Annotated in this window: 22 protein-coding genes and 1 pseudogene; 10 read left to right on the plus strand and 13 right to left on the minus strand. The window is 43.8% G+C overall.

Annotated elements, in window-relative coordinates:
* Positions 1 to 287, minus strand: a pseudogene (locus CWO08_RS11105) (helix-turn-helix domain-containing protein); the annotation flags it as partial.
* Between the two features lie 215 nt (positions 288 to 502).
* On the opposite strand from CWO08_RS11105, the gene CWO08_RS11110 reads away from it, so the two are divergent.
* The 3 genes from CWO08_RS11110 (at position 503) to CWO08_RS11120 (ending at position 5,832) form a co-directional block, all read left to right on the plus strand.
* Positions 503 to 1,318 (plus strand): TauD/TfdA family dioxygenase, encoded by an 816-nt coding sequence (locus CWO08_RS11110; RefSeq protein ID WP_102431760.1) that lies wholly within the window; start codon positions 503 to 505, stop codon positions 1,316 to 1,318.
* Positions 1,319 to 1,629: 311 nt separating this feature from the next.
* Entirely contained in the window at positions 1,630 to 3,399 is a 1,770-nt protein-coding gene (locus CWO08_RS11115; protein WP_108020433.1) for an ABC-F family ATP-binding cassette domain-containing protein, read from the plus strand.
* 384 nt (positions 3,400 to 3,783) lie between these two features.
* Positions 3,784 to 5,832: a response regulator gene (locus CWO08_RS11120; RefSeq protein ID WP_108020434.1), complete on the plus strand. Its 2,049-nt coding sequence runs from the start codon at positions 3,784 to 3,786 to the stop codon at positions 5,830 to 5,832.
* A 150-nt stretch (positions 5,833 to 5,982) separates the two neighbouring features.
* Here CWO08_RS11120 and cqsA read toward each other — a convergent pair whose 3' ends face one another.
* Together cqsA and CWO08_RS11130 are read right to left on the minus strand one after the other, a co-directional pair.
* Positions 5,983 to 7,164, minus strand: coding sequence for an alpha-hydroxyketone-type quorum-sensing autoinducer synthase (cqsA, locus tag CWO08_RS11125; protein ID WP_108020435.1), 1,182 nt, complete (start codon positions 7,162 to 7,164; stop codon positions 5,983 to 5,985).
* Positions 7,165 to 7,422: 258 nt separating this feature from the next.
* Positions 7,423 to 8,811, minus strand: coding sequence for a PLP-dependent aminotransferase family protein (locus CWO08_RS11130; protein ID WP_108020436.1), 1,389 nt, complete (start codon positions 8,809 to 8,811; stop codon positions 7,423 to 7,425).
* Positions 8,812 to 8,914: 103 nt separating this feature from the next.
* On the opposite strand from CWO08_RS11130, the gene CWO08_RS11135 reads away from it, so the two are divergent.
* Entirely contained in the window at positions 8,915 to 9,811 is an 897-nt protein-coding gene (locus CWO08_RS11135; protein WP_102431765.1) for an EamA family transporter, read from the plus strand.
* A gap of 188 nt (positions 9,812 to 9,999) precedes the next feature.
* On the opposite strand, the gene CWO08_RS11140 is transcribed toward CWO08_RS11135, so the two are convergent.
* The 4 genes from CWO08_RS11140 to CWO08_RS11155 all read right to left on the minus strand — a co-directional run bounded on the left by CWO08_RS11140 (position 10,000) and on the right by CWO08_RS11155 (position 13,521).
* Entirely contained in the window at positions 10,000 to 11,010 is a 1,011-nt protein-coding gene (locus CWO08_RS11140) for a GTP-binding protein (protein WP_108020437.1), read from the minus strand.
* Complete coding sequence (locus tag CWO08_RS11145; protein WP_048658498.1) at positions 11,000 to 11,560, minus strand: carbonate dehydratase; 561 nt, start codon at positions 11,558 to 11,560, stop codon at positions 11,000 to 11,002. Before CWO08_RS11145 ends, CWO08_RS11140 begins: the two co-directional genes overlap by 11 nt.
* A gap of 36 nt (positions 11,561 to 11,596) precedes the next feature.
* Positions 11,597 to 12,979 carry a dihydroorotase gene (locus CWO08_RS11150; protein ID WP_108020438.1) on the minus strand — a complete coding sequence of 461 codons (1,383 nt, stop codon included), beginning with the start codon at positions 12,977 to 12,979 and terminating at the stop codon, positions 11,597 to 11,599.
* Between the two features lie 68 nt (positions 12,980 to 13,047).
* Positions 13,048 to 13,521: a Fur family transcriptional regulator gene (locus tag CWO08_RS11155; protein WP_048664859.1), complete on the minus strand. Its 474-nt coding sequence runs from the start codon at positions 13,519 to 13,521 to the stop codon at positions 13,048 to 13,050.
* A 639-nt stretch (positions 13,522 to 14,160) separates the two neighbouring features.
* Here CWO08_RS11155 and ihfA point away from each other — a divergent pair.
* Positions 14,161 to 14,457, plus strand: a complete 297-nt coding sequence (ihfA, locus tag CWO08_RS11160) for an integration host factor subunit alpha (protein WP_004734853.1) — start codon at positions 14,161 to 14,163, stop codon at positions 14,455 to 14,457.
* 272 nt (positions 14,458 to 14,729) lie between these two features.
* Here ihfA and CWO08_RS11165 read toward each other — a convergent pair whose 3' ends face one another.
* Positions 14,730 to 15,509 (minus strand): RelA/SpoT domain-containing protein, encoded by a 780-nt coding sequence (locus CWO08_RS11165; RefSeq protein WP_102431769.1) that lies wholly within the window; start codon positions 15,507 to 15,509, stop codon positions 14,730 to 14,732.
* A 324-nt stretch (positions 15,510 to 15,833) separates the two neighbouring features.
* Between CWO08_RS11165 and CWO08_RS11170 the strand changes: the two genes are divergently transcribed.
* Positions 15,834 to 16,487: a thiopurine S-methyltransferase gene (locus CWO08_RS11170; protein ID WP_048658502.1), complete on the plus strand. Its 654-nt coding sequence runs from the start codon at positions 15,834 to 15,836 to the stop codon at positions 16,485 to 16,487.
* 130 nt (positions 16,488 to 16,617) lie between these two features.
* Here CWO08_RS11170 and purT read toward each other — a convergent pair whose 3' ends face one another.
* From purT to sbcB, 5 genes are all read right to left on the minus strand, one after another.
* Positions 16,618 to 17,793: a formate-dependent phosphoribosylglycinamide formyltransferase gene (purT, locus tag CWO08_RS11175; protein ID WP_108020439.1), complete on the minus strand. Its 1,176-nt coding sequence runs from the start codon at positions 17,791 to 17,793 to the stop codon at positions 16,618 to 16,620.
* A 167-nt stretch (positions 17,794 to 17,960) separates the two neighbouring features.
* Positions 17,961 to 18,848, minus strand: coding sequence for a cytidine deaminase (gene cdd, locus CWO08_RS11180; protein ID WP_048664862.1), 888 nt, complete (start codon positions 18,846 to 18,848; stop codon positions 17,961 to 17,963).
* 286 nt (positions 18,849 to 19,134) lie between these two features.
* On the minus strand, positions 19,135 to 19,812 hold the full coding sequence (locus tag CWO08_RS11185) for an LrgB family protein (protein ID WP_017104495.1): 678 nt from the start codon (positions 19,810 to 19,812) through the stop codon (positions 19,135 to 19,137).
* 2 nt (positions 19,813 to 19,814) lie between these two features.
* A complete protein-coding gene (locus CWO08_RS11190; protein WP_017080643.1) occupies positions 19,815 to 20,186 on the minus strand; it encodes a CidA/LrgA family protein in 372 nt (123 codons plus the stop codon).
* Positions 20,187 to 20,210: 24 nt separating this feature from the next.
* Positions 20,211 to 21,635, minus strand: coding sequence for an exodeoxyribonuclease I (gene sbcB, locus CWO08_RS11195; RefSeq protein ID WP_108020440.1), 1,425 nt, complete (start codon positions 21,633 to 21,635; stop codon positions 20,211 to 20,213).
* A gap of 885 nt (positions 21,636 to 22,520) precedes the next feature.
* Here sbcB and CWO08_RS11200 point away from each other — a divergent pair.
* From CWO08_RS11200 to CWO08_RS11215, 4 genes are read left to right on the plus strand one after another with little or no spacing between them, the layout of a single operon-like run.
* Positions 22,521 to 22,955 carry a DUF4402 domain-containing protein gene (locus CWO08_RS11200; RefSeq protein WP_108020441.1) on the plus strand — a complete coding sequence of 145 codons (435 nt, stop codon included), beginning with the start codon at positions 22,521 to 22,523 and terminating at the stop codon, positions 22,953 to 22,955.
* A gap of 52 nt (positions 22,956 to 23,007) precedes the next feature.
* Positions 23,008 to 23,445, plus strand: coding sequence for a DUF4402 domain-containing protein (locus CWO08_RS11205; RefSeq protein ID WP_102433211.1), 438 nt, complete (start codon positions 23,008 to 23,010; stop codon positions 23,443 to 23,445).
* Positions 23,442 to 24,152 (plus strand): molecular chaperone, encoded by a 711-nt coding sequence (locus tag CWO08_RS11210; RefSeq protein WP_102479078.1) that lies wholly within the window; start codon positions 23,442 to 23,444, stop codon positions 24,150 to 24,152. The genes CWO08_RS11205 and CWO08_RS11210 overlap by 4 nt, the downstream gene beginning before the upstream one ends.
* Before the next feature lie 54 nt (positions 24,153 to 24,206).
* On the plus strand, positions 24,207 to 26,657 hold the full coding sequence (locus CWO08_RS11215) for a carboxypeptidase-like regulatory domain-containing protein (RefSeq protein ID WP_108020442.1): 2,451 nt from the start codon (positions 24,207 to 24,209) through the stop codon (positions 26,655 to 26,657).
* Positions 26,658 to 26,701: the final 44 nt, after the last annotated feature.

Here is a 26,701-nt window from a genome sequence, read left to right on the forward strand (position 1 = left end):
TGAGTCTCTTCTAATTGCTGCTCGAGTTCTTTGATTCGTTGCTCTGGGGTTTGAGTTGAGGAAGAGTTTGACATAGTCGCTCCTAATGCTCTCGATTGTTCTGTTCCTTTAGACCAATCTAGTTGACCATGTTTGCGAAGCCAAACTAAAACGGTAGAGCGACCTTGGATCCCATAACGTTCTTGAGCTTGCTTATAAGTCATTTCGCCTTTTTCAACTTGGCTTACGACTGCCAATTTAAAGGCAAGAGAATAATCTCGTTGAGTACGTCTACTTGTTGTTTTCATGACACTCTCCAATTCCATGTTGGAAATGTGTCAACCATATTTAGGACGGTACACAACAAACAAAAAGAGCTCCAGTGTAGGGGCTCTTTTCTTTTGTTTTTCGAATAAACCGGTTTTATTTTGCATGGTAAGGAAAGAAAAATCGGTTTTGTCCGGTTTAATAACGAGTAGCTAAATGACTCCCTATTAATATCTCTTAACCGATAAGCGAAAGTATGTTGAAAATTGAACCTATTACCCCTCACATTGGCGCTCGTATTCATGGATTAAATCTTTCGGATTGCAGTGAGTATGAACTTGATGATGTGTACAAGGCGCTTATTACTTATCAAGTCATTTTCTTGGATGAACAAAGCCTCTCGCCTGAACAACACTTAGCGCTTGCCAAGCGTTTCGGAGAGCTCGAACCCGCTCATCCCTTCTTTCCGCGTGTAGAACAAGTCCCGCAAGTCAGTGTGATAGAAACTACTCGAGGTAATGCGCCAATGGAGAGTTATTGGCATACCGACTTAACCTGGCGGGAGCTACCATCTAAAGCCTCTCTATTGCATGCTCAACATGTACCGGATGTCGGTGGCGACACGATTTGGTGTTCGATGACCTCAGTGTTCGATTCATTAGATGAAAGCATGAAAGAAAAGCTAAGAGGCTTATCGGCAACGCATTCGTTAGTCGCGTTTGAGGGTATTGAATCGGACCAAATTGAGCTAGATTGGCATAAGTCGTTGCTGAAAACCGCGCAAGAAAATCCTCCAGTAGAACATCCTTTAGTACAAGTTCATCCAGAAACGGGCAAAGAGACGCTATATATCAACGAGCAATTTACCCGTTACATCAATGAACTCAAACGTGAAGAGAGTGATTCACTACTTCGCCAGCTTTTTGAAATTGCACGACGACCAGAGTATCAAGTGCGTTTCAAATGGAACAGGGGCTCAATGGCGATATGGGACAACAGGGTCACTCAGCATTATGCTGTGATTGATTACGGTGATACGCCAAGAAAAATGCACCGAGTAACAGTGACCTAAGGTTGTAAATCAAGTACAAGTCGAAGCGCCTAAATATTTTGACTCATCGGTTAATGTGATTTATTTTTAGCGCTAATGTTCAACTCAAGACAAACATAAGGAGGATTTTTATGAAAGTGTGTGAATTTAACTTCGCGCCTATTTTTTGGTACGACCAAAACTCAAGTTTTAACACTATCGTGCTGCGATAACCAAAACTTGAGCGAAGCATTTCAATATAACCTTCAATAGAGTTTCTTCACTCTAGTTTACTTGGTTGTTGTCAGCGAATGACGACAGCGCTTTTTTGCGCTTGAAACTTGAGTAAACAAATGACTACATTAATATCTACATCATCCATTTCTTACGATCTAACATCATGCCGATTATTTGATGGGCTTTCCTTTACCATTAAGAAAGGTGACCGCATTGGCCTTATTGGCAGTAATGGCTGTGGCAAAAGCACCTTATTACGTCTGTTAAACAAAGATTTACCTGACTGTGTAGGGAATGTTTCCTTCGCCTCGAATGCCGTAGTTGCCTTGATTGAGCAACACTTACCTAAGCGACTGTTAAGCCTAACAATGCTCGATGCTGTGACCGACAACCTTACTTTAAACATGCAGCAAACAGAGCAATGGCGTGCACAAATTACTCTTTCTAATTTAGGGTTTGATGAAAGCTATTGGAACCAGCCGGTAGGCACTTTAAGTGGCGGTCAATACGCGCGAGTGTTAGTCGCGAGAGCATTGATTCTTGAGCCAGATGTCCTGTTGCTAGATGAACCAAGTAACCACTTAGATCTACCGACGTTACTTTGGTTAGAGCAGTTTCTGAAAGATTGGAGAGGGACGTTTGTCATGGTTTCGCATGATCAACGATTACTCGACCACGTCACCGATTCTACTTGGGTGTTACGTGACAAAAGGATACTTAGCTTTAGCCAAAAATGCACCGAAGCTAGAAAAGCACTGGAAGATAAAGATCGAACGGATGCTGAAAGGCAACAAGCAGAAAAGAAAGAGATCGACCGCATCGAAAAGAGCGCTCATCGTTTAGCGATTTGGGGGCGTGACTTTGACAATGAAGGTCTGTCACGAAAAGCAAAAAGCATGGAAAAGCGCGCTGAAGGGTTACGCTCGACCATGACTCGTTTAGATTCCGTTGAACCATGGACACTAAGCTTGTCCGGTGAATCCATGAAGGCCAATCGACTACTTGAATTGTCGGAGGTGCCAATTACCGCCGCTGACGACCAAGCGCCACTGTTTGAAGTGCTGTTCCAACAGATAAAGAGCGGTGACCGTGTTGCTGTGCTAGGCAAAAATGGGGCGGGTAAGTCATCGCTTCTGAAAGTATTGTGGGCGAATTATCAGGCGTCTCAACTTGGAGATAATGGTTATTTTCACCCAAATGCTGAAGTCGGGTATTACGACCAAAGCCTTCACCAATTACGTGATGACCATTCACTAATAGATTCACTTTACTCATTTTATCCTGTTTCGGAGGAAGCTAGAAAAATGGCTTTGATTAGCGCGGGTTTTTCCTATGAAAGACACGAGCAAAAGATCGCAGAGCTTAGCGGTGGCGAGCGTTCTCGACTGCTGTTTGTTGGGCTATCGCTAGCGAAGTATCACTTCCTGTTGTTGGATGAGCCCACTAACCACCTTGATATTGAAGGTAAGGAAGAGCTGGTGAATTGCTTAACTCAATTTGAAGGGGGGCTACTGTTGGTCAGCCATGATCGAGAGTTGATTGAAAAATCATGCAATCGATTCTGGTACATCAATGATGGTCCACTTGTGGAAATGACTTACTTAGATGCGGTGTATGAGGCGATGTCTGTCGGTAATCCGGTCGTTAGCTTAGAGGCGAATGACACAGCGCCAAGCTCGGTGTTGTTATCCAAATCTGAGTTTATCGAAAATCACCACTCAAATACGGCACAAAACGATGAAGAGTTGCTTTTGGAAAGGCTGTTGGAGTTGGAAGAGTTACTGACACAAGACCAGTCTCGAAAAGCAAAACATCAAAAGCCAGATCTTCAACATAAATGGCAGCAAGAAATAGAAACTATCAATATGAAATTGGAGCTTAGTTAGCTTTACATATCAGTTAGTTGTAAATTTCAATTAGTTGTAAATTTCAATTAGCTGCGCGTGTTAGTTTGCTAAAAATCTTGGTTAGCTGCGCTCGCCAGTTGACTCGATATAACATTGATGAGTTGTGTGTGCTCGGCTGTGATCGCTGAGCACGCATGACCAAAGGTTCTTTAGTTATTCTGAATCCGCTAAAGGCTTTTGTTACTTTTGTCAGTATTTATACTGACTCCAAATTCAAGTTTAAAAGCAAAAACCTTGATATATATTTGATTCAAACCTCACTGCTCGGAGGTGATGTGTAATATAATCGGCGCCTAAATATAAGAATAAAAATTAAACCATAGAACCAGTAAACGTTAGGGCTTAGAGAACAAAGTATTTCGTATGAACGCTATTCGCAAAGTTTATCAATACGCAGAACCTAATCTCACCCTTGTAGGTTGGATGGGCTTTGTCGGCTTTCCCATTTACTACATTATATGGGAGTTTTTGTTCCCTCAACCATATGAAAACCTACCGCTGCGTCTAGCGTGTTCGGTATTATTTTTAGGCATCATTTCCCGTAATCGTGTGCCATTTGAATGGCGCAAATACCTTCCGGCTTATTACCAAGTTGCGGTAACCCTCTGTTTGCCGTGTTTCTTCTTTTACATGCTGCTGATGAACAATTGGTCCAACGTTTGGGTCATGTCTTTTATGTCGGCTATATTTCTGCATATTTTGTTGGTGCACGTCACTAAAGTCATGTTCGCTCAAACTTTTGTCGGAATTGGAATTGCGACGTTATGTGCTTGGGTGGCACAAGGCTTCTACCTCGAAATCACAATGGATTGGACGCATGTACCCATCTTCTTGTTTATCTACCTGTTCGGCAACTTGTTCTACTTCCGTAATCAGGTGGAACACGAGAACAAGGTATCACTGGCGAAGTCTTTTGGTGCTGGTATTGCCCACGAAATGCGAAACCCATTAAGTGGTTTGTTGACCTCTATTGATGTCATGCAATCCATATTGCCGGACCCAAAAAGTGGCGACCACAAAGGGCAATATGCGCTGAGTAATGAAGACGTTATCCAGTTGCGAGAAGTGGGTGATGAAGCGATGGAGATCATTCACTCAGGTAACGAAACGATTGATCTGTTATTGACTTCAATTGACGAAAACCGAGTCTCTCGCTCGACCTTTAAAAAGCATTCGGCGCAAGCGGTCGTGGAGGGTTCGATTGCCAGCTTTAATTACAAGCGCGCAGCCGATAAATCTGCCATTTCTTTAGACGTACAAAGCGACTTTGACTTCTTAGGAAGCGATACCTTGTTGAAGTACGTGATGTATAACCTGTTCAAGAACGCATTCCATCATCGCAGCCCTGAAGATTTCCATATTCATGTCACGATGTGCAGTGATGAAGTAACCAATCAAATCATGGTGACGGATAACGGCTCTGGCATATCAAGTGATGTGATTCGCCGTATCTTCCAAGACTTCTACACCACAGGCCAATCGGGTAACTACGGTTTAGGCTTGCCATTTTGTCAGAAGGTAATGCGCTCGTTTGGTGGCGAAATCAAATGTCAGTCGGAAGTGGAGCAATGGACGCAATTCACGATGACGTTCCCAGCTCTGACATCCAACTCAGTGAAAGAGATTAAGAGCGAACTGACTAAGTTAAAGGGTGTGGTGATGATCAGTGATCAGAAGGTTCTGACCAGTAAAATGACCGAGATGTCGCGTTTTATGGGCTTTGACCTCACTATTATGGATGTCGCTTCTGCGCTTAAAAATAAGGAATATCAGTTCGAATTTGATTTGGTTCTCGTTGATATGGAGAGCTTGGATCTACGAGCTAGCTGCTTGGAGAGGATTGAATCACTGCTTTCGTTTACTGAAGCTCGAATCATTTATCTCTATGAACATCATCCGATTAGGCGTGTACGTAACGTCTCTTTCGAGCCTATTTGGGTGGAAACGCAGGTTTGGCTACTCAATACCAAAGCGACCATCGATCGTTTAATGTTCGATTCCAATTACGTGATGCCGCCTGTGCCAGTAAAACCGTTAGAGGCTGCGAACAAACGTACGATTATGGTGGTGGATGACAATGAATCTTTGCGCCGTTTTACTGCGATGTTATTGGAAAAGCAGGGCTTTGATGTGGTGCAGAAAGAAGATGGTCAGCAAGCGTTAGATGCGTTGGATTGCGACGATATTGACCTGATTCTCATGGATATCGAAATGCCATTCATGGATGGTGTGGAAGCGTCTCGCCGAATTCGAAGTGCCAACAAGGCATACTCTTCAGTGCCGATTATTGCCCATACCGGTGACAGTTCGCCCGTCACTTTGGAGAAAATGGAATCATCAGGCATGTCTGATTTCATCGTCAAACCCGCAGATAAAAACCGACTGTTCGATAAGATTGCTCACTGGATCTAGTGAATGTTATAGGTTGAACTACACGACCATCGTGTCGGCGACTCAAATACAAGAAAGAGCTCAGCGAATTGCTGGGCTCTTTTTGTTTAGCGACATGGTAGCGTCCATTCAGTCCTGCCGTTTTTAGTTAAAGAATTAGTGTGTTCAGAGCTATACGAATTCTAACTCTGGGTGATGGTACGCCTCATGACAAACCGTGAGCACATGGTCAATGTCTCGTGGAGTCATGTCGGCATTCACTGAAAATCGGATGATGTTCTTATTCTTCCCTGTCGCTGGGCGGCAGAATACTGCACCGAACACATCACGTTCTTCAAGGAAATCGCGCACTCGCTCTGTATTTCTTTCATTACTACACTCTAGCGAGACGATTTGAGATTCACTACGGATGTTAAAGCCAATCCGTTTTAGACCCGTAATGAGCGACTGTGCTCGCTTAAACAGGGCTTCTCGTTTGTCATCTGCACCTTTAATCACCTCCAATGTTTTCTCTAAACGAATCACTTCTTGTGGTAATACGGTTGAGCTAAATATCGCAGGGTACGCAACAAAGGGCAGTGTCTCAGACAATTGTTTGGGGCCTAGGATCGCGCCAGCACGGTACGCAAAAGTTTTGGCCAAGCTGACAGTAATGAAATCGACTTGGTTAGTGAGCCCAAGTGCTTCAACGAGTCCAGCACCTTTGGTGCCATGAGTCCCCAGAGAGTGCGATTCATCGACGATAACAGCGCAATCAAACTCTTGCGCCATTTCGTAGATGTCGCGGAGCGGGGCAATGGTACCAATGGTGCTGTAAATCGAGTCGACAACAATCACACCAGAACCATGACGTTCCAGTTGCTTACGTAAGTGACTCATATTGTTATGCATAAATGGATGAGCTGCCGCGCCTGCTGCGCGAATACCTTCCCATAGCGACATATGTGCAAAGAAGTCGATATACACCGGCGTATTTGGCGGACAGATCGTTTGAAGCAACCCAATATTGGCTGCCCAACCAGACTGAGAAAGCAGGCAGCTTTCCATTCCAACATAGTTGGCGAGTTTGGTTTCAAACGCAGGTTTAGACTCTGCATCTTGTAAGAAAATCGCAGACATTACCACATTGTCGTCGTGGTCGCTGATCGCCGCTTGGTGAGCTTGTTGGATTGCTTTGTTATGTGACAAAGACAAATAATCATTGCTCTGCATGACAACGGAGTCGCGCGATGGACGTTTACCCAAAACCAAGTGTTTTTGGCTTTGGTTCTGGGTGATTAGGTCTTGAATATAGAAGCTCAAGCGTTCTTCAATAAAGGAAGGTAATGTTTTGTTTTTGGTTTTATCACTCATAATAGTTCTCTTCAAATATAGGAAAACGCCAGCGCTGACGGCTGTATATTGAAGATAAAAAGTGGTGTGTCATTAGCCAAGTTGCATAATTTTGTGGGTGCTTGCAAACTCAGCATTTAAGGGTTTTGAGGCGAATGGATTTCCTTACGGTAACGAGCTTTAACCCAATTCCAATCAGAATAATAACCGCCTCTTTTATAACAAATAGCGATGAAGGGACTAAGAGTCAAAGCCGTGAGAGAAAGCTCTTAGAAAAGGCTAACCACTGACACATTGATGGATAAGTTTAATCAAGTCATCCAACTGCTGTTTGGCTTCTCCCTCTAACGAATAACCAAAATTGATGCGTAGACAGTTGCTGTAGAGATCAAGAGTGCTGAACAGATGCCCAAGCCTGATATCAAGGTTTTGTTCGGCGACCGCTTGAGTAAATGCTTGTTGATTTAGATTGGGTATTTGTAACCAAAGTACCATGCCACCTTGTGGGTTACTGATCTTCACATCTTGAGGAAGGTGTTGAGTTAAATAGCTGAGGTATTGTTGGCGCAAAGAGAGGATTTGAGAGCATCTTCTTCTAACGTGTTTGGCGTATTGGCCTGATTCGATAAAGTCAGCAACCGCGAGTTGAGTCGGCAGGGCGACGCCATAGCTAGCAGCAGAAAACTGAGCCTTGTACTCGTCTATGTATCTGCCAGGCAAACACCAGCCTAAACGATAACTGGGTGAAAGGCTTTTCGATACCGACCCACACCACATCACGTATCCGCCTTTGTCATAGTATTTTGCTGGCACAGGCGTGTGTGATGAGTATGACAGCTCCAAATACACATCGTCTTCAATGATGGGTACTCGATAGTGGTTCGCTAATTCAGCCAGTTTTTGCTTTTGACTGGCAGACATATTGATCCCCTGAGGATTCATATGGGAGGTACAGAAGATTGCTGCATCCACACGTTTGTTTTTCAGATGTGTTTCTAGCTGTTTTAGGTCGACACCGTCATCCAAAGACGGGATCTCGATGATCTGGCGTGACATCTTGCCGAGCAACTCCAGAATACCGTTGAAGCAAGGAGAGCTGATGGCAATGGTGTCACCTTCTTTGGTGCAGGATTCGAGAGCGGCTTTAATCGCCGACATACAGCCTGCCGTGATCACCATTTCGTCAGGTCCAAAGTGGACATCAAGCTTGGAAAAGTGGGTGGACAAAGCTTGTCTTAACATCGGCTCGCCCTGCGTATCAGGGTAGTGATTAAGCCTGTCGCCCATACGTTTGATAGAACGGCGGAAACTGCGTTCTAGTTCAACAATCGATTGTTCATCATTAATGGTGCTAGAGACCCCTAAAGGCCCATTGATTGAGTTGTGAGTCGATGAAGTTTGCTTAACTTTGGAAATCTTACTTTCAAACTGCGCCCATTCAGGTGTTGAATGAACAGGCTTGTGAGGCGAGACAAAATACCCCGCTTGCGGGCGAGAATGAATCCAACCCTGTGATTCTAACTCTTGGTAACAGCTTACTACGGTCGACATGCTGATCGCCTGTTGCTTAGCTAATTGGCGCAGTGAAGGCATGCGCCCCCCTTCGGGTCTTTTGCCTGTTTCTATCTCATCGATAAACTGATTGGCTAGCTTTCTGTAGATGCTCATTGTCACGACCGTTATTAACTGTACTGGTTTTTATTGTAAAAATTGTATCTGTACCGGTTTTATTGTTCAAGGGATACTCTTTTAAAACAAAGGAGGGGTCAGTATGAAAAGAAATGATTTGTTGTTAGCGGTGTTCGTCATGGCAATTTGGGGATTCAATTTCTCGATGATCAAAATGGGCGTGACCAATGTGCACCCTTTGTTGGCAACGGCTGCGCGTTTCTCGCTAGCGGTGATTCCAGTGATATTTTTTGTGGCGAGACCGAATGTCGCTTGGCGCTATTTAGTCAGTTATGGCTTTGTGTTCGGTGTGGGTATTTGGGGTATGGCTTCATGGTCAATCACAGCGGGGCTCTCATCAGGGTTGTCGTCGGTATTGCTTTCTACCAACGTATTAATTGGTATGGCCGTTGGGGTATGGGTTTTCAAAGAAAGTGCGTCGGTTCGTAAGTTAATTGGTGCGATGTTAGCCATGTTTGCACTCGCAGTCTTAGTCTCGGCGGCACAGGGTAATATCACCGTTAATGGCGTGATCTTGATTATGATAGCAGCGTGCAGTTGGACTCTAATGGGCGTGATTGTTAAGGCATCTAAAACCACTCAAGCTTTTGCGTTCAATGTCTGGGGAATGTTGTTTGCGCCGGTTCCATTGGTGTTATTTGCAGTGATGCTACACGGTGATCAAATTATCTGGCAGGGCATCGAACAATGGGATTGGAATACGACGATTGCTGTTCTGTTTCAGGCTTACCCAACCACATTGTTTGGTTACTGGGTGTGGAATAAGTTGTTAATCCAATATCCGTTAAGCACAACGGCACCGTTAACCCTACTAGTACCAATCTTTGCATTGATCAGCGGTTACTTTATGTATGACGAAGTATTGTCAGTCGCTCAAGTGGTTGCATCGGTGCTGTTTTTAGTCGGGATTGGTTTGATAGTGAAGCCTGCGAAGGCTTCTAATTCTCAAGCTACAACGAAACTCGCAGAACAAAAGTGATTGATAATCGGACAGTATTCAATGAAACGGATAGAGTTCAAATGCTTTGAATAACAATAAGGCCTCGCACTTGCGAGGTCTTACTCTATGTCGAAGAAGTGAAGTTATTTAAAGAATTAATTAACAGCACTCTATTCACTTGCTCTCAATGAACTAGCTCTTAATTAATAACTCTATTAACTAAGCGATCAAGTCACCATACACTTGAGTAATTGGCACTCTAGTTCTTCATCCATTTGGTGCCCGATCACTTCAATTCTAGTTTCGGCACACTCATCGAGTTCTGATTCGGTCAAACCATCCTCTGTTAAGTTGTAGCCAAAGATACCATTTGGAGTAATGAACACTGCTTTCATGCGTTCTACTTTCAAGCCGACTAGAAATCGTCGTAAACGCTGGTGGTCGAACAGTTTGTCAGCCGCGAATCGCCAACCAATACTTTCAAACCCTTCACCTTGGTTGCTCGCCTTTATCATACCGCTCTCTGGCATCGGTAATTCTGAAGCGAGTGGCTTATCTTGCTTATGATGGTGGTGATGGTGCCCATGAGCTTGGTGGTGATAGAAATTACTGTTTCCATCAAACTCGTCGTATGGGATCTTACCATGATGAGCAAAGATCAGCTTAGTGTCAGGGTGACAAACCTGAGCAATGTACTCGGCCAGCTTTTCTGCATCGCCATTGTTATATAGGTCTACTTTATTACCGACAATCGTATCGGCAATGGTAATTTGTTGGTTGAAAGTATCATTCTCTGAATAACTTGTATCAGACAGTTTGCGAGCATCGACCAAGGTGATATTCTTTTGTAGTGACAGCACTTTACGATAATACTCTGAAGACAATACTTCTAACACTTCTTTTGGGTGGCCGAGTCCAGTAGGTTCAATCAGTAAGCGGTCTGGTTTCGCCTCTGAAAGCAATTGATTGAGTGCTATCTGCATCGGTAGCCCTGCGGCACAACACATGCAGCCACCGGGTACTTCACGAATAAAAACTCGCTGCTGTTTGGTTTGATTGCCTTCGAATAAGCTTCCATCGACGCCAATTTCTCCAAATTCATTTACCAAAATAGCCCAGTTTTCATCTTCGGGTTTGTTCTTCATTAGGTTGAGAATCGCGGTAGTTTTACCTACGCCGAGAAAACCGGTAATGATATTGGTTGGAATACCCAAGAGAGGTTTGTTATCAGAGCTCATTGGCAATTCTCCTATAACCTTGCACAAGGGTATGGTTGGCCGAAACAACAGACTCTGAAAACGCAGAATACTCAGGTGGTACCTTTGAGATATTGTTCAAATCAAACCCTGAACCGATGTTGGTCATTGGTGGTACATGGAAGCTTTCAGGTAAGTCGTTCCCGTCCACCACACAGTTATGGCGAATTACACAACCTTTGCCAATCACCGCATTAAAGACGACTGAGTTGAAGCCAATAAATACGTCGTCACAGACCTGACAAGGACCATGAATGATCGATCGGTGAGCGATGGATGAGCGTTCACCAATAGTGACGGCTGCGCCAGCTTTTGAATGAATAACCACACCATCTTGAATGTTGGTGTCGCGCTTAATCACGATGGCTTCCATGTCACCTTGTTCGTTGACCTCGTCAGCTCGAATCACAGCGTAAGGGCCAATAAACACGTTGTCTTCAATGATTACCTTGCCACAAATAATGGCAGTCGGGTCAATGAAAGCGGTCTCCGATACTTCTGGCATGTGACCGCTTGGATTTCTTCTTAACATATTGATTTCTTTTTATTGATGGTAATAACTGCTGAACTAACGCTCAAATGAGAGCCTCATTGCAGGAGTGACCATGTCACTCGATATTTCTTTTGATGTATCAGCGGTATGCATATCTTGGTTCTCAGGGGATTCTGGATTGCTATATACCTTGGCGCCATTGACCCAGGTGTGCTTGATCTGAGCTGAGAATTCGTGCCCTGCGAACGGTGACCATCCACATTGATACAAACTATTTTCATTGCTGACTAGAGTTGGTGTCTGTGGGTCGACTAACACTAAATCGGCGAAGTAGCCCTCACGGATATAGCCGCGTTCCTGTATCGCATAACGGGTCGCTGGGTTATGTGCGGTTTTCTCGACCACCTGATCAACAGTCAAGGTTCCAGCATGTACGTGGTCAAATAGGCTCAACAAGGCGTGCTGTACCAGAGGTAACCCTGCTGGTGCTTGTTCGTAAGGAACTTGTTTCTCTTCCCATGTATGTGGCGCGTGGTCTGTTGCGATGATGTCGATTTGGCCCGTGCTCAACGCTGTTAATAGAGCGTCTCTATCACTAGGGTATTTGACGGCTGGATTACACTTAATTTGGTTACCGAGCGTTGTGTAATCTTTATTGCTAAACCATAAGTGATGGACACAAGCTTCTGCGGTAATACGTTTTCCCTGAATGGATCCGGCTTCAAACTGAGCGAGTTCTTTTTCTGTCGTGATATGCAACACATGAAGTTGGCTATTGTGTTTTGTAGCTAGCTCAATCGCATAAGAAGAAGAGGCATAGCAGGCGTTGTCGTCTCTTAGAATAGGGTGATCTTCAATCGTGAAAACCGTTTTCTCTTTTCTCAATTCTTCTTGGTTATTAGCGATAACAGGCCCGCTTTCACAATGGGTGACAATCAGGACGGGAGAATCACGAAATATGGCATCGAGTGCTTGAGGATCTTCAACCAACAGGTTACCCGTTGAAGCGCCCATAAACACCTTTACACCACAGTGTTTGGTTGGGGCGAGTTGCTTGATTTGTTCTAGGTTGTCTTCGGTTGCTCCGAGATAAAACGAGTAATTTGCCAGCGAGCTTTGTGCTGCAATATCGAATTTTTTTTCTAAGGCTTCAATGGTCGTTGTGGCAGGGTTTACGTTTGGCATCTCCATATAGCTGGTAATACCGCCTGCAACCGCAGCTCGTGACTCAGTGGCGATTGAGCCTTTGTGTGTTAAACCCGGCTCACGAAAGTGAACTTGGTCGTCAATCATTCCAGGGATTAAGTAACAGCCTTGAGCATCAATGACCTCATCGTTTGGGCTCGGTGAAATGTGGTTTGCGATCTTTTCGATTCGCTGGTCGACGACCAATACATCCGTTTCGGTGACGATGCCTTCGTTAACCACGCGGGCATTCTTTATGAGCGTTGCAGACATAACGTTTCACTTTCTCCTTGTTGATGGGGCAAATACTATTGGGAATGGTTAAGAGAGTAGGAGCATCATTAAGTGGAAGCGGTCGCATCTTGGTTAGCGCATTCATCGCACACACAACTTATCTCTAACTGAGGGCTAACAACAGTGAAGCCTTCTTGCTTAGCGTGAGATTGAAGGTCGCGAATAATGGCAGGGTGGATGGTTTGCTCGCTGATCTTGTCGCATTTGGAGCAGATCAAAAATTGGGGGATGCCATGTTCATGTTCACAAAGAATATGGTCGCAAAGTATGAATTTATTGGAGACTTTCAGTTTATGCGCCAAGTGGTGCTCTTCTAAGAACTCCAACACTCGATAAACCGACATCGCCTGAACATTCTGATCAAAGTGCTCTTTACAGTAATCGACAATTTCATAGGCAGACAGCGCTTTGTCAGCGTGTACCAACGCACGCAATATCAACAGTCTCTTTGCCGTAAACTGTTTGCCATTGGTTTTGCAGCCGTGTTTTACATGCTTAATGATCGCTTCGACGTCTCGCATTCAATCCACTAAATTAAAAATAATATAGAGATGTTATAACATAACAATTTGAGTGGTGAAACGTACTTTTGGTTTTGTTAGTACTAAGTGTGACTATTATTAGTTTTAAATGAAGTAAGGAAATGCGACGTTTTTAGGTTGGATACGGAGTTTCCGTTGGGTAATACCGTTTTAAAACGTCAACGAGCGTGACGCATATCTGCATTCCGATATTGACACAATCGAATTAAATGCTGAAATGATACGAATCTCATATTTAATAACGCTTATTTAGTAACCTCTGTTGAGTTCGATATCAAATCAAGTGGCTGATTTTATTGGGTATCGGAGAAAAGTCTCAGAAATTAATATTTAGAAAACTAAAGTTTTAAATATTGGCTAATTTAGTTTGGTTGGAGTATAACTCTGTTTGATGGCCGAGAAGTAGAGGTTTTTCAGCTATATGTGTGAATTTAGGAGCGAGTTATCTTTCTGATTTGAAAGAATAATTCAATAGTTCAGATAAAAAAGTTGGCGAAAATCAGAAGCTTGGCATACACTTTCCTTGTAAATGACCTTATCTCATTGATTGAATAGGGTAAATGCTTTGGCGCTACTGGCGATAGTAGCAATGTTTAACATAGCTTTGAGGAAAGTTTTATGGCACTCACGAAGGCCGATTTGGCTGAGAACCTGTTTGAGACACTCGGATACAGCAAGCGGGATGCCAAGGAAACGGTGGAAGTGTTTTTCGAAGAAGTTCGTAAAGCACTCGAAAATGGCGAACAGGTAAAACTGTCTGGTTTTGGTAACTTTGATCTTCGCGAGAAAAACGAGCGACCTGGTCGTAACCCGAAAACTGGTGAAGACATTCCAATTTCTGCTCGACGTGTTGTTACTTTTAGACCGGGACAAAAATTAAAGGCCCGAGTCGAGAATATTAAAATCGAGAAGTAGCCAAGCAATAGACCACGCCAAGCGTGGTCTTTTTGTTTTTGCGGTTCATACATCGTCTGTTGACTTTTTTGTCGCTAGTTCCCCTTAGTAGCATGACCTTATTCTCTTTTTTTCGTTGCTCTCCTCGTTAATTACCATTAGTGACATCTCTATATTTTGCTGTCTGATAGGAATGGAGTAAGGAAAGCAAATCGAGAACACCAATAACAAGAAAGGGCTGCGATTATGCAGCCCTTTGTCGTTCTTGTTTATGATAATTGCTTAGCCAGTGACTAAGCTGCTTTGATGTGCGTTGTAATGTACGGTTGCCATGCTTGTTGGTAAAGCTCTAAAGATTGGCGTCTTAGGCTATTGATTTGCGCCGCTTCGATATCGTTGATTGGGCGTTTTTCTGCAATCGCGTGACGCTCAATGCCTTGGATTATTTCATATAGCTCGTGCTCAGGGCCGCTTTTCACATCAGCAATCGCTTTTAAGTGAAGTTGAACCTCCGCAATGATGTTGGTTTTTGGCAAACGAACCAATAAGTTAAGGTCACGGTATCCAGAATCAGCCGGTGATTTAAACTTGTTCTTCAGCTTAACAACGTCTGCTTCGCGGCTCAGCGCTTCGTAAACTTCAACCAAGCTCTCTACATCGTTCGCGATGATAGTTGCACGGGCTAAGTCGGTAATTTTTGTTACGTCACCATCAAGCTCAAGAGCGATTTTTTCTTCTGCACGAGCTTGAGATTTAACGCCAGCAAAGAGCGCTTCAGAATTGGTGAGTAGGGCTGTGCTTTTACAGATAGTTTCTAGTTCAGCTTGGCCTTGATGCGCTTTGCTGTACAGAATATCGAAGTCGGTATAAGGTTGAGTCGGACGTGAGTCGAATGCTTTAATGCCATACAAGCCGCTTAGGCTATGGCGGAATACATTTGATGAAACTTGGTTTTGCGATGACGCTGTGCGTGATTGATCAGTTGAACTTGTTGAAACAGGTGCTGCTGCGAATGCAGGCGCTCGGCTCAATACCAGAAGCATTAGGGCCGTCGTACGGAGAAATACACTCATTCAAACTCCAAAATACAAGGTTACAAAAAACGGGTAGTCAAAAGGGGTAACCAGTAACGCATAAGAGTAAAAACAGCTTAACTAAACTCACTAGATATTAAATGGGGCTAGCTAAGACAGAAACCAACTCTAACGTTTAATATTGCTTTAAAATGTGAAGATATAGACAAATAATCCAACCGTTAGTTCCGCAATTATCAGAACTTTGAACTTAGCCAGTTTCTGATTTTATCGAAACCAATGTGGTACTTTAAATCACGCTAAGGTTGCTCTTACCTCTCTATACTGTACCCTTGCATTATGACTGTTTAACATGAACGAAAGATGAATAATCCTGAATTTTGGCACAATAAATGGGCAGCCAACCAAATTGGTTTCCACCTCGAAGATGTAAACCCACTTCTGATTAAATTTTGGGAAAAGACCGAGCCTAGCTACGAGAAGAGTGTGTTTGTTCCACTTTGTGGCAAAAGTGAAGATCTAATTTGGCTAGCTTCAAAGCATGAAGATGTTCAAGGTGTCGAGTTAAGCCAGATTGCGGTTCGCGCATTTTTTGCCGAGCACCTTTACACGCCGACTGTGACTCAAATTAGCGGTCAGCACGAGCTGTACCAATTCGATGAATTGAACATCTATACAGGCGACTACTTCACAGCGCCAATCCAGCCTGTCGATACCATTTATGATCGAGCGTCTTTGGTCGCATTGCCTGAAGAGATGCGAGTGCAGTATGTAGAGCGTTTGAAACAACTGCTGAAACCGGGCGGTAAGATCCTCCTGGTGACGCTGGATTACGACCAAAGCGAGATGGCGGGGCCTCCGTTTAGCGTACCTAAACTAGAGATCGATCAGTTATTCGCGGGCTACAAGATTACATTGTTGAATCAGGACATCGCAGACGATGAACATCCTAAGATTGCAAAGAAAGGCTTATCTCGATTCAGTGAAGAAGTGTATTTGATTGAGTCAGACGCTTAAATTCCGCAAGCTTTCAAGCGAAAAGAGCGCTCAAATAAATAAGATAACACCAACAAAAAGACGGGCTCGATAGCCCGTCTTTTTTATTGTTGAGATTTGAAGTCGCGATTGTTCAGAGTTGAATAGCTAGCTAGTAGATCACTTTTACTTTTGACGCGCTCTCAATAGCATCTTCAATCGCTGTCTCAGTGCTGTTGCGACGAGTAAGCGCTACACCGAGACGACGGCGACCATCGATATCAGGTTTACCAAACAGGCGAACTTGCGTTTGTGGCGCGTCTAACGCCTCTGTAAGACCTTCAAAACGAATGTTAGTTGAAGTGCCTTGGCCCAGAATAACCGCTGAAGCACACGGGCCGTATTGCGTGATGGATTTAATCGGCATACCGGTAAAGGCGCGTACGTGCAGTGCGAATTCCGATGAATCTTGAGACATCAATGTTACTAAGCCAGTATCGTGTGGGCGAGGGGATACTTCGTTGAAGATTACGTGATCGCCTTTAACAAACAGCTCGACACCAAAGATACCGCGACCACCTAGTGCGTTAACCACTTGTTCAGCCGTGTATTGCGCAGCTTTCAGAGCGTTATCTGACATGATCTGTGGCTGCCATGATTCACGGTAATCACCGTCTTCTTGGCGGTGACCGATTGGCGCACAGAAATGAACACCGTCGACTGCACGAACGGTAAGCAGTGTGATTTCGTAATCAAAGTCGATGAAGCCTTCGACGATCACACGACCTGCGCCAGTACGACCACCTTCTTGTGCGTAGTCCCAAGATTTTTGGATGTCTTCTTCGGTTTTGATAACGCTTTGGCCTTTGCCTGAAGAACTCATTACTGGTTTCACAACACAAGGCATGCCTACGAATTCAACAGCGGCTGAGAAATCTTCAAAGGTGTCTGCAAAGCGGTAAGGAGAAGTGCTCAGTTTCAACTCTTCAGCAGCTAAGCGACGGATACCTTCTCGGTTCATCGTTAGCTTGGTTGCATTGGCCGTTGGAACGACATTTAAGCCTTGTGCTTCTAGCTCAACTAACTTGCTGGTGGCAATAGCTTCGATTTCAGGAACCACGTAATCAGGTTTTTCTCGTTCGATGATAGCTTGAAGTGCATCGCCGTCTAACATGTCTAATACATGGCTACGATGCGCAACTTGCATTGCTGGTGCGTCTGCATAACGGTCACAAGCAATAACTTCCAAACCTAAACGTTGGCACTCGATAGCAACTTCTTTTCCGAGTTCACCTGAACCTAATAGAAGTACACGAGTAGCATTTTCACGAGTAGCAGTACCAAACATAGAAATTCCTTCCGATCTTTTGAACGATTGATTGAAAACGGGGTGATCATACTTATTTCAATGACAAAAGCAAACGTTTGCGCAAGTTGTTCCGTTAATTACAGATATAAAAAAAGCAGCCCTGTTAAATAGGGCTGCTTATTTAAATTTTTGTTAATTAGATGTACTTAGATTGCTAAGTAAGTCACTGGAATGTCGGGATTAATCGCTTCTAATGTAGATTGCGTATCCGCTAGGTGGCTGATGCTACCTTCTGCGATTTCAACCAAAGCAGCACTTTCAATTTGTTCAAAATCGAAGCCCGCCAGTTTAAGTTGAATCAGTGCCACTTGCAGAGGGGGCAGGCTCGGGTTAAACGCAGCATTTTCTGCGTAAGCACCCGTGAAGATCTCACCTGACGTTAGTTGTAGTGAAACACCGCTTAGGTTTTTGGTGTAAGGAGCATGGCTGCGGTTTAGTGCTGCTAGCGCTTCTACAACAATAGGCGTTGTTTCTTCGGTCGTGTACTTATGATCAAGCTTAGTCATTAGGCCAGTTGTTACACCTAAGTCTGCAGGGCCGAACGAGTCTGGCAGGTACTCCTGCAGAGACATTTCATCACGCTGTGGAAGCTGAACTTTAAGTTCTTTTGCTGTTGTCAGTTCGTTCATGAATTGACGACAGTGACCACAAGGACTGAAGTTGATCGTGATATCTGAGATACCTTGTTCGCCTTTCATCCAAGCGTGGCTGATTGCAGATTGCTCTGCGTGAACCGTTTGACCAAGTTGAGCTCCGGCGATTTCAAGGTTTGCACCAAAATACAGAGTACCAGACAAACCGCGCACGATTGCACCAACATAAAAGTCAGATAACGGAGCGTAAGAATACGCTGCGGCAAAAGGAAGTAGCGCAATACGTAGCTCGTCATCCGCTAAACCACTTGCTTGCAGTAAGCTAGCAAATTGTTCTGGAGACAATGTCGCGTCAAAGTTGTCTGCTAATACGATGTCACTCAAAAGTGCTTTGATTTCTGTTGGAGCACTTTCCAGCGCCAGGGTAATACGACTGTTCATGTTGAATCCTTAATTGACCTTAGGCTTTAAGTTTATGCAATACTCAGGAATTTTCTGTGACAAGGATCACTATTGAATTGCTGTTGTTACATTGGTTTGCATAATTAGAGTGAGGTCACACTTGAAATCGATTACAAGAGCCATTTATACAGTTGATATCGCACTTATTGCTCGTAAAAGACCGTGACTTGACTGCTCTTGCTGAATAAATGCGAATAAAAAGCCCAAACAGACACTGTAAGTAACAGCATTCTGGTTGGGCTGAATCGCGTAGTGATTGTTTCGATTAAGAGTAGAACCAAACTACAAGCGAAAATATACTCGGTGCGATAATCGAGGTAATGACGCCACAGAGAACAAGCGCTAGAGAACTGAATGCCGCATCTTCTTGATTCTTTTCAGCACATGTCGCAGTACCTAATGCGTGAGATACCGTTCCCATTGTTAACCCTCTGGCGATTGGGCTCTTAATACCAATCAGGTTATAGATTGGGTAAGCAAAAATTGCCCCAAACAGACCAACAATCAAAACCAGAATCGCAGCAATAGCCGCTTCACCACCTAAATGACTTGAGACTTCCATTGCTATAGGTGTAGTGACCGATTTACCTAGTAGGCTGGCAATTAGGCTCAGATCTGCTTTAAAGGCGACCGCAATCAGTGCTGTTGTTGTCATCGACATCACACTGCCCAGCGTGCAAGCAAAGGTGATGATGCGCCAGTTCGCTCGAATTTGAGGTAACTGTTCATATAGCGGATAAGCAAGCGCCACAACCGCAGGCTGAAGCATGTAAGTAATCCAAGTGTTGTCTGCGTAGTAGGTCTCGAAAGGGACTTTGAAGAACAACAGAATTGGAATAATGATGCCAATGCTGATCAATAACGGGTTACACAGTGGTGAGTTCACTTTTTGGCTTACCCAGCGAGCAAACAGGAACACCACGATGGTCAGTAGAATCCACATGATTATTTACCTCTCGAAAGCAAGCGGTCTAAGAACCATGATAAAGACACCAATACGATGAGCGTACCGCCAACGGCACTGGCCATGATTGGCAATGCATTGGCAATAAGCATGTCGAAGTGATCCATTAACCCAACACTGATTGGGACGAACAATAAGATCATCAAACGAATAATCAGACTGGCACCGGGTTGTACCCAGTGTGATGGAACAATACCTATCACCATGGCGGTAAACAGAATCAACATGCCAAAAATACTGCCTGGAATTGAGGTCTCTAGATATTGTTGTAACGCGTTGCCTGCAGTGAGAGCACCTATGATTAAGGTGAAGGAGATTAAGCAGTAAACGAGTTTGATCAATCTTTCTTTCAAAGTGTCACATCTCTTGATAATGAATTAACTAGCTAGCTTTTCTACGTATTGATAAACCGCTTTCAAGATAGCCATTTTCTTCTCGTCGCTTTCATGTTCATGCGCGAGGTTTTCTAGATTCAGCATGTACTCTTCTAAGCGACTCTCGTAAAACTCACGACAATGGTTCGCCCATTTCAGCTGCTCAGCTTCATCAAGTGTCCATGGGAAATGACGAGCGCGGTAACGGAACAACAACGGCTTAATACGCTCGTCACTGAAAGTGATGTCTAAAGCGGCCAAGTTGTTCGGGTCAGTTTCACGAATGATGTTCATCGCGGTCTTATCTGCTGGAGAGAAGAAGCCATCGTAAAGGTGTGTGTCTACATCATCGCTTTTTTTGTATTCACGTTCTTGTGAGTACAAGCCAATCAGCTTTTCACGAATCTCTGGATGTTCACGTAATAGAGCTAGGTTCTTCAAGCACTGCTGACGGTCAATGCCGATCGTTTCTGCGTTTTCAGCTGTCAGGGTTTTTGCTGGTGCGAGAATTGGGCACTTGTTGAGTTGTACCAGTTTGATTGGTACTGGCAGTTCGTCTTCAGCAAGCTCGCTGCGCTTGGTATAAAGCCTTTCTCTTAGTTCATCCGCATCCATTTCCAGTAAAGGGCTAGGATCTTTCGCTAAATCCACAACGATAACGGCATTTTGGTTGGTCGGGTGCCAAGCCATAGGAACAATCCAACTTGTGTAGTTGCAGTCACGACCAAACATGCCTGACACGTGCATTAACGGTGTCATGTTGACGATGTCGACAAGCTCATTCAACTTACGCTTGTGGCGCATGTTGTAGAGGTAATCAAACATCTTAGGTTGTGCGGCTTTCAGCTTTTTCGCGAGTTCGATAGTTGCGATAACATCGGCCATCGCATCGTGCGCGTTCTCATGTTCAATGCCATTTGCCACAGATAGGTGTTCCAGTTTAAAACTTGGGTAACCTTCTTCATTCTCTGGCCAAACAATGCCTTCAGGGCGCAGTGCGTGAACAGCGCGCATTACATCCAGTAGATCCCAACGTGAGTTGCCGTTCTGCCAGCTCCACGCATATGGGTCGATGAAGTTACGGTAACAGGTGTAACGCGTTACTTCGTCATCGAATCGAATGCTGTTGTAGCCAAGGCTTGTGGTGTTTGGTTTTGCAAGCTCTGCATGAATCTTGGCGATAAACTCAGGCTCAGGTAAGCCTTGAGACATGGCTTTTTGTGGTGTGATGCGAGTGATCAGCGCAGCTTCAGGTGCAGGAAGATAATCAGCAGGAGGTTGGCAGTAGATAACCAAAGGTTCTCCGATAACATTGAAATCTTGGTCGGTACGAACACCTGCGAATTGACTCGGACGATCTTTCGCTGGGCTCACGCCCCATGTTTCGTAATCGAAAAAGAAGTAGGTTGGCTGATTATCTGAACTCATTGAATTTCCTGAACAGTAAGCGGACGACGTTTACTGTGGCTGAAGGTTAGTTTTGTTCAGTATCTGATAGTATGCGGTACGCGTGCAACCCAGATCACAAATAAATTGCCGGAAAACGGTGCTTTACTATTCAATCGAGTCAACAGGGAAGCTTTTGAATCGAATTGTGGCAATTTCTTCGTAACGGTTCTGCCTGTTTACGGTTTAGATGAGCGGCGGTGGTGGAGAGTCAGGGTCACTATCAAGGTACAGATGTTTAAGCTATCAGACGACCGTTTAAACCGTTACATCTTCATGCCTAATGCTCTCCCCAATTTAGTTGTCTTTCGGCAATATAACTCACTTAGCTTTGACGATTTATTGAGTATTTATGAGTGTAGGGGTAATCATGTTGGATAGTTCTACGTGTCTCATTTTTAATACTGTTTAAAACTTATGTTTAAAGTGGCTAATACAGAAACTTAATATTTCATTTTTATTACAGATCAATGTTAATACTGGTTTGTTTCATTTGTGAGACTATATTGCAACACGGTGATCTATATAGTGATTCATTTAAATAAAATGCTTGGTTATTACTTTTGTTTATTGTGCAGACATTTTAAATAAAACGTTTTTTATAAAAATAATGACGTATAAAATTAAAGGGATTAAGTGTAAAACCAGTTTTATATATAATTAATAAAAACACCTAAATACCACTATTTTTGCTAGTGTTATTTGTGTCAATTTGCGTGATCTTATTCTCACTGCGCCTCATTTCTTTATAAATTAGTGTCAATGTATATATTTTCTAAATAGGATTGCTGTTACTTAATTGTTAACTCTGATTAACTATTAGGTAACCCTAATAATAAAGCCGATTTTATATAAAGGATTAAAGAAATGAACAAAATTTTTAAGGTTGTTGCTGTCTCTGCACTTTCTATCTCTTCAGCGAACGTTTTCGCTGTGAGTGACACTTTTGATGCAACACTAGAAGTAAAACAAGCAATTACGATGACAAAAACCAGTGATCTTGACTTTGGTATCATCACTTCAGATAACACAACAGATGTTGTTATCGCTCAAGGTGATGCAGGAGCTGCGGCATTTACGCTTTCAGGAGAGTCTGGTGATGCAGTAACAGTAAGTATTTCTGATACTAACTTAGTTAACGGTGTAAATACGATTGCAGCAGAATTCGACTTTAATAACGCTATTACTCTTACTGGTGGTAGTGCGGATCTTAATATTGGTGGCACAGCACGTACTTCAAGTGCAACATTAGTTTCTGGTACTTATACTGCAAACGTTGCAGTAGATGTAACTTACCAGTAATCAAATGAAATCAGTATAATATTGTGGCTGTTGTAGAGCAGCCATTTTTACGATGAAGTTTCTATTCAAATACGCGATTTATATCGGTCTGACGTTTTATTCAAGCCCGTTTCATGCTCTGGAAATCATTCCTGAAAATATGGAGGTGAAATTTCCGGGTATGTATATCTCTGGCTCGGGGCAAAATGCTGATGCTAATCCGGCTAATAGTCAGATTTACGTAGTTCGATTTTATGTTGAAGGCGAGCCTGGTAAAAAGATCGTGGTTTCGCTCCCCTCTAAGCAGTACCTCAACCATTCTCGTAAATCCAAACGTCTTCGTATTAAAAAGTTCTATTTTGGTTGCGGCTTATCAAAGCGAGGCAGAGCCAAAATCAAAGGCAATGGAAGAAGCAAACTACTGTGTATTGGTGCACGAGTGAAAATCGGCGCTAATCATCCCGCTGGCGTTTATACCAGTACAATTCCTTTTGAGGTTAATTATAAATGAAGTTGTTTATCTCATGTGTTCTCGGCTTACTTTTCACGGCACAAGCCTCTGCTCAACTCCTAATCGCTCCAACTCGTTTTGTCTTAGATGCTGATACCTCTGTGACGGAAAAAATCGTGGTGGAGAACAATTCGGATGAACCGATTCGATTGGAGATCAAACCAATCTATCGACCAGTCAAGGCCAGTGGGTTAGTTCGTACCGACGCGAATATTGCTGAGTCTGAAAATATCGCTGATTGGATTAAAGTGTCACCGCCGATTATTCGTGAATTGAAACCCAACCAAAGACGCACTGTTCGCTTACGCATGAACGCATTGCCAGACGACATGCCAGATGGCGAATATCGAGCTTACCTATGGTTTTCGCCTATCGCGAAGGCTGTTGAAGCCTCACCGCCTGATTTATCCAGAAAGGTTCGTTCTAACAACGGTTCTGCGTTTCAACTCAACTTTCATATCAACAGTTATGTCCCGGTTTATGTACAAAAAGGTGAGCAGGTACAAGATGTGAAGTTTCAATGTGATGATCAGAACCTCAAGATCACGAATGACGGTAATTTCCAGTTCAGCGCTAAACTGAATGTCGACGAACACAGCGAAAAGGTGGTGTTACTTCGAAATGCAGAATTAACCAAACCGCTACCAAAGGGCTCGAAAGTTTCATTGGTGCAGAACGACCAGCCTTTGTACGAATGTGTTCTGTAGCTTGAACTGTGTGTTGCCAGTGATTGTGCGCTCAACTGAGTGACGACAAGATCCATGTTTCAACATTTGGCTTGTCGATTTGCCTTGCTTTGTTCACTGTTTCCATTTGTCGTTCTTTCGCAGTCAGAAGGGGAAAGTGAGGCGATTGAGCTTTATCCTGCTCATATCGAAGTTCGAGTAGGGCAAGTCGGTGATAGTTTCTATCGTGTCATGATGGATGATTACGAAGAGCCGTTTATTTCGATATCAAATGCCGCGTTTTCTCTGCTAGAGATGAATGGGCAGTGCGATGAGAACGGCTATTGCGAAATCTACTTGCCACAAGATGTAGGCAGAGAGTCACCTCCTTATATTGTTGACTCTGAGCAAGCGCTTTGTTATCGCGATGACAACAATATCCAGTCGATCAAATTTGAAGTGATTGACTCAGAAACCTACATCCACTGGTACAGCTTACAAGCCTGTATCCCTGCCAAAATCCGATGGGACATTGATGACTATCGGCTAACCGTTTCCCCGGAATTCAGTTCGTTAACCGAGTTGGAAGCAGTGATCTCTAAGATCAAAAATGAATCCCGTAAGAAAGCCGAAGAGTTGAAGCGTGCCAGTAATACTCCAGTTATAGAGCCACTTGCGACCGTGGGTTTGGCAACAAGAGTGGCGGCTGCTGTTTATCACGATAGTGAAACCGGCGGCGATGTTTACGCCATTTCCGACACTATCCTAAGCACCGAACATTCCTTATCTCGCTTGTCTATAGACTCACGAGAAGATAACCCCATCGTTTACTACAACATTGCGGTAGAAGCTCATGAAGGTGAAGGCTCTTTAGAAATAGGTCATGTGTTATTGGATGGCAGCGTTTTTACCGTCAATCAAACATTGGAAGACGGCCTTTATTACACTAATCGAAAGCGACAACCTGAGTTTGGTAACCTGCAATTAGAACGTACCACCCAGCCTAATATTAGTATTGATGTGTTGGTGAATGGCATCTATCAAACCACGTATCGCTCTGATGAGTTTGGACGCTTTGTTGTTGAAGAAGACAACATCTCACCCGGTGACACCATCAAGTTTCGTTACTACCTATCAAAGGGAGTTTGGAGAGAAGAAGAGATCACGGTAGCAGGTTTAGAAGATGCCTTTCTTCCTAGTAATGAATGGGGCGTTCAAGTCGTCGGGAATGAAGGAGCAGATCGAGCGGGCGCCGTCTCTTTGGAGTACGGACTCGCGGATTACTTCACCGTAGGCAGCGCCTTTATGAGACAAGACGGTAAGGACCTGATTGGTTTTCAGGGGCGATACTTGCCCACCCATTGGTTTGCAGGTCACATCGGTTGGTTACCTGATTTCGACCGCTTTCCAATGGAGTTTGATATCTTGTTGGGAAGCGACCAATCCGCTTTGATAGAGCTCAATAAAACTGATGAATTAGATTTGGAGTCGATGGAGTACCACGTCTTCAAATATAACCTTTCTCTAGCCAACCTAACCGCATTTTTGACGGTGAGAGATGACGAGAAAGAATTGAGTGTCGAGCCCAAGTTTAACACCAAGGTATCTCCCAACTTATTTCTTTCTTATGCTGGCGACTATCGTTATATCAAGAGCTCCCATAAAGACGATTATCTACACACAATAGGGTTAGCCAAGAGCGGATTTTCAGACACATCTTGGAATGTCTCGGGCACAGTGAATGGCTCTGGACACCATGAACGAACCGAGTTTTCGTTAAGGAACGCGTGCAAAGAGTGCATATTGGACCCACTTAATGCTTTTCAAGAACTTACGACTAATGTATCCGCAAGATATCAAAAGCAAGAGGTGTCATTTTCGGCTTCTCTAGAAGCGCGGGTGAACCCTTATCTGCTCTTCAAATTGGAAGGAAACGAAGACCGTTATGGTGTGGAGGTGACCACTGAATTTGGCGCTAAAACCTATTTTGATGAAGACTTCGGTGAGTTTGTCGAATGGAACCGATACAACCATTCTAAGCTGACTGGAATTGTTTATGACCACCACAAGCAGCCTATCGCGGGTGTAAGCTTACAAATACTGGACCAACGTGCGGTGAGCGATGCAAAAGGGCGTTTTGAATTTTCGAGTGTTCCTGCTCGAAGCAATCTGCCCATCTATATCGATGAAGGGGCGTTAGACCTAAACCTCACACCGATTCAAAACCCTGTGTTTGTGAATACCAAACAGGTTGGATTAACTCATGCGAATATCGAAATGGTGGTGTCATTTGGGGTAGATGGCATAGTGGAGGGCGCTATCGAGAGCAATGCATATCTGCACTTCAAACACATTCAGAAAGGGACTGAGTATTCGAGCGAAATCGAGAGCGATGGCTTTTACATGGTAGAAGGGCTGATCGCTGGAAAGTACATTATCACCTTAGAGATGGGCGACAAAAGATACGTGCAAGGTGCCGAGCTAGAAGGGGACTTTTGGGTAAGCGACTTAACATTCCAGCTGATCGACTTTCATAAGGTCTATTAATGCTAGTTGAGGCTGAGAATCGATGTTCTCAGCCTTTATCTTAA

Source organism: Vibrio sp. 10N.286.48.B8 (assembly GCF_003050085.1).
Lineage (GTDB): Bacteria > Pseudomonadota > Gammaproteobacteria > Enterobacterales > Vibrionaceae > Vibrio > Vibrio crassostreae.

What these genes read in the sequence shown, in the direction of transcription:
- CWO08_RS11110 (WP_102431760.1), top strand. Translation starts at nt 503, where the DNA reads ATGTTGAAAATTGAACCTATTACCCCTCACATTGGCGCTCGTATTCAT.
- CWO08_RS11115 (WP_108020433.1), top strand. Translation starts at nt 1,630, where the DNA reads ATGACTACATTAATATCTACATCATCCATTTCTTACGATCTAACATCA.
- CWO08_RS11120 (WP_108020434.1), top strand. Translation starts at nt 3,784, where the DNA reads ATGAACGCTATTCGCAAAGTTTATCAATACGCAGAACCTAATCTCACC.
- cqsA (WP_108020435.1), bottom strand. Translation starts at nt 7,164, where the DNA reads ATGAGTGATAAAACCAAAAACAAAACATTACCTTCCTTTATTGAAGAA.
- CWO08_RS11130 (WP_108020436.1), bottom strand. Translation starts at nt 8,811, where the DNA reads ATGAGCATCTACAGAAAGCTAGCCAATCAGTTTATCGATGAGATAGAA.
- CWO08_RS11135 (WP_102431765.1), top strand. Translation starts at nt 8,915, where the DNA reads ATGAAAAGAAATGATTTGTTGTTAGCGGTGTTCGTCATGGCAATTTGG.
- CWO08_RS11140 (WP_108020437.1), bottom strand. Translation starts at nt 11,010, where the DNA reads ATGAGCTCTGATAACAAACCTCTCTTGGGTATTCCAACCAATATCATT.
- CWO08_RS11145 (WP_048658498.1), bottom strand. Translation starts at nt 11,560, where the DNA reads ATGTTAAGAAGAAATCCAAGCGGTCACATGCCAGAAGTATCGGAGACC.
- CWO08_RS11150 (WP_108020438.1), bottom strand. Translation starts at nt 12,979, where the DNA reads ATGTCTGCAACGCTCATAAAGAATGCCCGCGTGGTTAACGAAGGCATC.
- CWO08_RS11155 (WP_048664859.1), bottom strand. Translation starts at nt 13,521, where the DNA reads ATGCGAGACGTCGAAGCGATCATTAAGCATGTAAAACACGGCTGCAAA.
- ihfA (WP_004734853.1), top strand. Translation starts at nt 14,161, where the DNA reads ATGGCACTCACGAAGGCCGATTTGGCTGAGAACCTGTTTGAGACACTC.
- CWO08_RS11165 (WP_102431769.1), bottom strand. Translation starts at nt 15,509, where the DNA reads ATGAGTGTATTTCTCCGTACGACGGCCCTAATGCTTCTGGTATTGAGC.
- CWO08_RS11170 (WP_048658502.1), top strand. Translation starts at nt 15,834, where the DNA reads ATGAATAATCCTGAATTTTGGCACAATAAATGGGCAGCCAACCAAATT.
- purT (WP_108020439.1), bottom strand. Translation starts at nt 17,793, where the DNA reads ATGTTTGGTACTGCTACTCGTGAAAATGCTACTCGTGTACTTCTATTA.
- cdd (WP_048664862.1), bottom strand. Translation starts at nt 18,848, where the DNA reads ATGAACAGTCGTATTACCCTGGCGCTGGAAAGTGCTCCAACAGAAATC.
- CWO08_RS11185 (WP_017104495.1), bottom strand. Translation starts at nt 19,812, where the DNA reads ATGTGGATTCTACTGACCATCGTGGTGTTCCTGTTTGCTCGCTGGGTA.
- sbcB (WP_108020440.1), bottom strand. Translation starts at nt 21,635, where the DNA reads ATGAGTTCAGATAATCAGCCAACCTACTTCTTTTTCGATTACGAAACA.
- CWO08_RS11200 (WP_108020441.1), top strand. Translation starts at nt 22,521, where the DNA reads ATGAACAAAATTTTTAAGGTTGTTGCTGTCTCTGCACTTTCTATCTCT.
- CWO08_RS11205 (WP_102433211.1), top strand. Translation starts at nt 23,008, where the DNA reads ATGAAGTTTCTATTCAAATACGCGATTTATATCGGTCTGACGTTTTAT.
- CWO08_RS11210 (WP_102479078.1), top strand. Translation starts at nt 23,442, where the DNA reads ATGAAGTTGTTTATCTCATGTGTTCTCGGCTTACTTTTCACGGCACAA.
- CWO08_RS11215 (WP_108020442.1), top strand. Translation starts at nt 24,207, where the DNA reads ATGTTTCAACATTTGGCTTGTCGATTTGCCTTGCTTTGTTCACTGTTT.